This window comes from Micrococcus sp. APC 4021 (genome assembly GCF_030407635.1).
In the GTDB taxonomy this organism is placed as follows: Bacteria; Actinomycetota; Actinomycetes; order Actinomycetales; family Micrococcaceae; genus Micrococcus; species Micrococcus luteus.
Window position 1 is genome coordinate 1 of record NZ_JASDCZ010000209.1, and the last position, 1,471, is coordinate 1,471.

General features: G+C 75.9%; 1 protein-coding gene. It reads left to right on the forward strand.

Going from position 1 to position 1,471, the window contains the following annotated elements; all coding sequences use genetic code 11:
* Positions 1 to 175: 175 nt before the first annotated feature.
* Positions 176 to 1,393, forward strand: coding sequence for a glycosyltransferase family 1 protein (locus QL983_RS11210; protein ID WP_230297398.1), 1,218 nt, complete (start codon positions 176 to 178; stop codon positions 1,391 to 1,393).
* Positions 1,394 to 1,471: the final 78 nt, after the last annotated feature.

Genomic DNA, 1,471 nt, shown 5'->3' on the forward strand with positions numbered 1-1,471 from the left:
CGGGGCGGGAACTCACCCGTCCATGGTGCCACCCGACTCCGGGCGGCGCCTGGACGGGGCGGGCCGCGCGGGCCGGTGCGACGACCGTCACGCGCCCCGAGAGTTCACCGCGGGGTCACCGGGCCGTCGTCGGCGGGTGTCCCGGCCGTGGTCCGGGGTCCTTAGCGTCGGCCACGTGCGTGTCGTCGTGGTCGCCGAATCGTTCCTGCCCCATATGAACGGGGTCACCAACTCCATCCTCCAGGTGCTGCGCCACCTGCGGGAACGGGGCGACGAGGCGATGGTGGTCGCCCCGGCCGCCTCGTGGTCCGCCGGGTGGACCCAGCGCGCGGGCGCCGGTGAGGCCCCCCGCGAGGTCGAGGGCTTCCCCGTGCGCACCCTGCCCTCCGTGCCCCTGAGCGGGTACGCCTCCGTGCGGGTGGCCGCCGGCACGGTGGGCCGGCTGCGCGGCATGCTCGCCGACTTCGCCCCGGACGTGGTGCACATCGCCTCCCCCTTCGTGCTGGGCTGGCGCGCGGTGCAGGCGGCCGAGGAGCTCGGCATCCCCTCCGTGGCCGTCTACCAGACCGAGGTCCCCGGCTACGCGGCCCGGTACGGCGCCCCGTGGCTGGAGGACGTCCTGTGGAGCCACGTGGCGCGCCTGCACAACATGGCCACGCTGACGCTCGCGCCGTCGTCGTTCACCGTCCGACAGCTGCACCGCCAGGGGGTGCGGCGCGTGCACCTGTGGGGCCGCGGCGTCGACTCCCGCCGATTCCATCCCGCCAAGCGCGACGAGGCGCTGCGCGCGCAGCTCGCCCCGAACGGCGAGAAGCTCGTGGGCTTCGTGGGGCGGCTGGCGCACGAGAAGCAGGTCGGGGACCTGCGGGTGCTCTCGGACCTGCCGGGCACCCGCCTCGTGGTCATCGGCTCCGGGCCGCTGCGCGAACAGCTCGAGCGGGAGCTGCCCGGCGCGCACTTCGCCGGCTTCCAGGGGGGCGAGGACCTCGCGCGCCACGTGGCCAGCCTGGACCTGTTCGTGCACCCCGGCGAGTCCGACACCTTCGGCCAGACGCTGCAGGAGGCGATGGCCTCGGGCGTGCCCGTCGTCGCCGTCGGCCGCGGCGGCCCCCTCGACATCGTGGACGTCTCCCGCACCGGCTGGCTCTACCCGCCCGGCGAGCTGGACGAGCTGCGCCGCCACGTCGCGGACCTCGTGTACGACGACGTCAAGCGGGCCGCGTTCGCCGACGCGGCGTGGGCGTCGGTGCAGGGCCGGACCTGGCCGGTGCTGTGCGAGCAGCTCATGGGCTACTACGAGAAGGCGATCGCGGTGCAGGAGCGCCGCCGCGTGGAGCTGGCCCGCCGGCTGCTGACGGCGCCGTCGCTGCTGGCCGCGCGCGTGTTCGGCTGAACCCCGGGCCGGACGCCGGGCGGGCGCCGGGCGGCCCGGGTCTCGCGTCCGGAGTCGTGGCTAGGGTGGCGGGCATGG